Below are 5,510 nucleotides of genomic sequence, written 5' to 3'. Positions count from 1 at the left end.
TAAGATAGAGAAGTTGCCCTTCGGGCCTGGTCGTGAGGCTGGGTCGGGGGAGCGTCTGATCCTTGAGAACTCAACAGCGTGCACTTGTCAAATGCCAAATTATCCTCGTCTCCATTTCGGTGGGGGTGAGAATTCCTTTGGATCAAAGACCAGCCTCTTTGGGGGTTGGCATTCGGATGAAGTCAGTTGATTTTGTCTCTTTGGTCAGTTTCAAACTCGCTGCTGGCGCGGTTTTCCCCGTGTTGGTATGCATTTCTTTTTTACGGAGAGTTTGATCCTGGCTCAGGATGAACGCTGGCGGCGTGCTTAACACATGCAAGTCGAACGGTGAAGCAGGAGCTTGCTCTTGTGGATCAGTGGCGAACGGGTGAGTAACACGTGAGCAACCTGCCCCGGACTCTGGGATAAGCGCTGGAAACGGCGTCTAATACTGGATATGAGACGTGACCGCATGGTCGACGTTTGGAAAGATTTTTCGGTCTGGGATGGGCTCGCGGCCTATCAGCTTGTTGGTGAGGTAATGGCTCACCAAGGCGTCGACGGGTAGCCGGCCTGAGAGGGTGACCGGCCACACTGGGACTGAGACACGGCCCAGACTCCTACGGGAGGCAGCAGTGGGGAATATTGCACAATGGGCGGAAGCCTGATGCAGCAACGCCGCGTGAGGGATGACGGCCTTCGGGTTGTAAACCTCTTTTAGCAGGGAAGAAGCGAGAGTGACGGTACCTGCAGAAAAAGCGCCGGCTAACTACGTGCCAGCAGCCGCGGTAATACGTAGGGCGCAAGCGTTATCCGGAATTATTGGGCGTAAAGAGCTCGTAGGCGGTCTGTCGCGTCTGCTGTGAAAACTGGAGGCTCAACCTCCAGCCTGCAGTGGGTACGGGCAGACTAGAGTGCGGTAGGGGAGATTGGAATTCCTGGTGTAGCGGTGGAATGCGCAGATATCAGGAGGAACACCGATGGCGAAGGCAGATCTCTGGGCCGTAACTGACGCTGAGGAGCGAAAGGGTGGGGAGCAAACAGGCTTAGATACCCTGGTAGTCCACCCCGTAAACGTTGGGAACTAGTTGTGGGGTCCTTTCCACGGATTCCGTGACGCAGCTAACGCATTAAGTTCCCCGCCTGGGGAGTACGGCCGCAAGGCTAAAACTCAAAGGAATTGACGGGGACCCGCACAAGCGGCGGAGCATGCGGATTAATTCGATGCAACGCGAAGAACCTTACCAAGGCTTGACATACACGAGAACGGGCCAGAAATGGTCAACTCTTTGGACACTCGTGAACAGGTGGTGCATGGTTGTCGTCAGCTCGTGTCGTGAGATGTTGGGTTAAGTCCCGCAACGAGCGCAACCCTCGTTCTATGTTGCCAGCACGTAATGGTGGGAACTCATGGGATACTGCCGGGGTCAACTCGGAGGAAGGTGGGGATGACGTCAAATCATCATGCCCCTTATGTCTTGGGCTTCACGCATGCTACAATGGCCGGTACAAAGGGCTGCGATACCGTAAGGTGGAGCGAATCCCAAAAAGCCGGTCCCAGTTCGGATTGAGGTCTGCAACTCGACCTCATGAAGTCGGAGTCGCTAGTAATCGCAGATCAGCAACGCTGCGGTGAATACGTTCCCGGGTCTTGTACACACCGCCCGTCAAGTCATGAAAGTCGGTAACACCTGAAGCCGGTGGCCTAACCCCTTGTGGGAGGGAGCTGTCGAAGGTGGGATCGGTAATTAGGACTAAGTCGTAACAAGGTAGCCGTACCGGAAGGTGCGGCTGGATCACCTCCTTTCTAAGGAGCATCTGACTCTTCGGAGTCCAGAACCCAGATCGAGGACGTTCGTTCTTCGCTGGGAGCTCATGGGTGGAACATTTGACATGGCATCGGGACCAAGGGTTCTGCTTAGTACGCTGCTTCGGCAGTTGGAAGGGTGGGCCGGCGGGTCTGGTGTCTGCACGCTGTTGGGTCCTGAGGGGCCAGACGTTTTGTCTGAATCCTCTGGGCCTCTTGTCGTTTCCCCGGTTGGGGTTGCGTGAGGGGTACCGCCCGTACTTTGAGAACTACACAGTGGACGCGAGCATCTTTGGACCGACCTTCGGGTTGGTTCATGAAGATGATCTTAAAGATCATTAGTCAATTTTTTGACGATTCGAACTCATGTGATTTCAAGTCTTTAAGAGCAAACGGTGGATGCCTTGGCATCTGGAGCCGAAGAAGGACGTAGCAATCTGCGATAAGCCTCGGGGAACTGATAAGCAAGTTTTGATCCGAGGGTGTCCGAATGGGGAAACCCCGCTGGGCGGCGTGCCGACCTAGTGACTCCCGCCTGAATATATAGGGCGGGTAGAGGGAACGTGGGGAAGTGAAACATCTCAGTACCCACAGGAAGAGAAAACAACATGTGATTCCGTGAGTAGTGGCGAGCGAAAGCGGATGAGGCTAAACCGAGTGTGTGTGATATCCGGCAGGAGTTGCATGTTCGGGGTTGTGGGACTTTCCTACCAGTTCTGCCGAATTGGTGGCGTTACAGAAGCGTGTAGACGAACCGTCTTGAAAGGCGGGCCATAGTGGGTGCCAGCCCCGTAGTCGAAACATGTGTTCTGGCGTGGAGAGGATCCCAAGTAGCACGGGGCCCGTGAAATCCCGTGTGAATCTGTCAGGACCACCTGATAAGCCTAAATACTCCCAGATGACCGATAGCGGACAAGTACCGTGAGGGAAAGGTGAAAAGTACCCCGGGAGGGGAGTGAAATAGTACCTGAAACCGTTTGCTTACAAACCGTTGGAGCCTCCTTAGTAGGGGTGACAGCGTGCCTTTTGAAGAATGAGCCTGCGAGTTAGCGATATGTGGCGAGGTTAACCCGTGTGGGGTAGTCGTAGCGAAAGCGAGTCTGAATAGGGCGATTCAGTCGCATGTCCTAGACCCGAAGCGAAGTGATCTATCCATGGCCAGGCTGAAGCGACGGTAAGACGTCGTGGAGGGCCGAACCCACTTAGGTTGAAAACTGAGGGGATGAGCTGTGGATAGGGGTGAAAGGCCAATCAAACTTCGTGATAGCTGGTTCTCTCCGAAATGCATTTAGGTGCAGCGTTGCGTGTTTCTTGCCGGAGGTAGAGCTACTGGATGGCCGATGGGCCCTACAAGGTTACTGACGTCAGCCAAACTCCGAATGCCGGTAAGTGAGAGCGCAGCAGTGAGACTGTGGGGGATAAGCTTCATAGTCGAGAGGGAAACAACCCAGACCACCATCTAAGGTCCCTAAGCGCGTGCTAAGTGGGAAAGGATGTGGAGTTGCTTTGACAACCAGGAGGTTGGCTTAGAAGCAGCCACCCTTGAAAGAGTGCGTAATAGCTCACTGGTCAAGTGATTCCGCGCCGACAATGTAACGGGGCTCAAGCACGCCACCGAAGTTGTGGCATTGATATTTTTGGTAGGCCTTCGTGGTCCAGCCGTATTGATGGGTAGGAGAGCGTCGTGTGGCCAGCGAAGCGGCGGTGTGAACCAGCCGTGGAGGCTACACGAGTGAGAATGCAGGCATGAGTAGCGAATGACGTGTGAGAAACACGTCCTCCGAAAGACCAAGGGTTCCAGGGTCAAGCTAATCTTCCCTGGGTAAGTCGGGACCTAAGGCGAGGCCGACAGGCGTAGTCGATGGACAACGGGTTGATATTCCCGTACCGGCGAAGAACCGCCCAAGCTAATCCAGTAGTGCTAAGTATCTGAATCCCAGTGACTGATCCCTTCGGGGTGACGCTCTGGGCCTAGCGTACGACCCCGTGCTGGTGCGGCTAGCGTATTAACAGGTGTGACGCAGGAAGGTAGTCCAAGCCAGGCGATGGTTGTCCTGGTGCAAGTGCGTAGGCCGAGTCATAGGCAAATCCGTGACTCATACAGGCTGAGACACGATGCGGATAAAAAGTGGATGATCCTATGCTGCCAAGAAAAGCATCGACGCGAGGTTCTAGCCGCCCGTACCCCAAACCGACTCAGGTGGTCAGGTAGAGAATACCAAGGAGATCGAGAGAATCGTGGTTAAGGAACTCGGCAAAATGCCCCCGTAACTTCGGGAGAAGGGGGGCCTTCGACGTATTAGGACTTGCTCCGAAAGCGTTTGGAGGCCGCAGAGACTAGTGGGTAGCGACTGTTTATTAAAAACACAGGTCCGTGCTAAGTCGCAAGACGATGTATACGGACTGACGCCTGCCCGGTGCTGGAAGGTTAAGAGGACCGGTTAGCCGCAAGGCGAAGCTGAGAATTTAAGCCCCAGTAAACGGCGGTGGTAACTATAACCATCCTAAGGTAGCGAAATTCCTTGTCGGGTAAGTTCCGACCTGCACGAATGGCGTAACGACTTCCCAACTGTCTCAACCGCGAACTCGGCGAAATTGCATTACGAGTAAAGATGCTCGTTACGCGCAGCAGGACGGAAAGACCCCGTGACCTTTACTACAGCTTGGTATTGGTGTTCGGTGTGGCTTGTGTAGGATAGGTGGGAGACTTTGAAGCGTGGACGCCAGTTCATGTGGAGTCATTGTTGAAATACCACTCTGGTCACTCTGGATATCTAACTTCGGACCGTAATCCGGTTCAGGGACAGTGCCTGGTGGGTAGTTTAACTGGGGCGGTTGCCTCCCAAAAAGTAACGGAGGCGCCCAAAGGTTCCCTCAACCTGGTTGGCAATCAGGTGGCGAGTGTAAGTGCACAAGGGAGCTTGACTGTGAGACTGACAGGTCGAGCAGGGACGAAAGTCGGGACTAGTGATCCGGCAGTGGCTTGTGGAAGCGCTGTCGCTCAACGGATAAAAGGTACCTCGGGGATAACAGGCTGATCTTGCCCAAGAGTCCATATCGACGGCATGGTTTGGCACCTCGATGTCGGCTCGTCGCATCCTGGGGCTGGAGTAGGTCCCAAGGGTTGGGCTGTTCGCCCATTAAAGCGGTACGCGAGCTGGGTTTAGAACGTCGTGAGACAGTTCGGTCCCTATCCGCTGCGCGCGTAGGAAGTTTGAGAGGATCTGACCCTAGTACGAGAGGACCGGGTTGGACGAACCTCTGGTGTGTCAGTTGTTCCGCCAGGAGCACCGCTGATTAGCTACGTTCGGGATGGATAACCGCTGAAAGCATCTAAGCGGGAAGCCGGCCTCAAGATGAGACTTCCATACCTTCGGGTGAGAGGCTCCCAGCCAGACTACTGGGTTGATAGGCCAGATGTGGAAGTGCGGCAACGCATGCAGCTGACTGGTACTAATAAGCCGATGACTTGATAACACTTCGAATCAACAATGGGTTGATTTGCTACGCGTCCACTTTGTGGTTCTCGATGTACGGTCGAGAACCCTAACAGGCACCACGCGTGTCTTTAGGTTTTTGAGTTGAAACATCAATAGTGTTTCGGCGGCCATAGCGTGAGGGAAACGCCCGGTTACATTCCGAACCCGGAAGCTAAGCCTCACAGCGCCGATGGTACTGCAGGGGGGACCCTGTGGGAGAGTAGGACACCGCCGGACTTCTTCTG

At 54.6% G+C, this 5,510-nt stretch carries 3 rRNA genes; all 3 read left to right on the top strand.

Annotation, left to right across the window (positions count from 1 at the left end):
- Positions 1–259: 259 nt before the first annotated feature.
- The 3 genes from M2317_RS18310 (at position 260) to rrf (ending at position 5,502) form a co-directional block, all read left to right on the top strand.
- A 16S ribosomal RNA gene (locus tag M2317_RS18310) occupies positions 260–1,786 on the top strand.
- A gap of 372 nt (positions 1,787–2,158) precedes the next feature.
- A 23S ribosomal RNA gene (locus M2317_RS18305) occupies positions 2,159–5,263 on the top strand.
- A 122-nt stretch (positions 5,264–5,385) separates the two neighbouring features.
- A 5S ribosomal RNA gene (gene rrf, locus M2317_RS18300) occupies positions 5,386–5,502 on the top strand.
- The 16S, 23S and 5S rRNA genes sit together here, the layout of an rRNA operon.
- The last annotated feature ends 8 nt before the right edge of the window (positions 5,503–5,510 follow it).

This window comes from Microbacterium sp. ZKA21 (assembly GCF_050434165.1).
Taxonomy (GTDB): domain Bacteria; phylum Actinomycetota; class Actinomycetes; order Actinomycetales; family Microbacteriaceae; genus Microbacterium.
The sequence above is the reverse complement of the archived record's forward strand: the minus strand, read 5'-3'. Positions and strand labels throughout refer to the sequence as shown.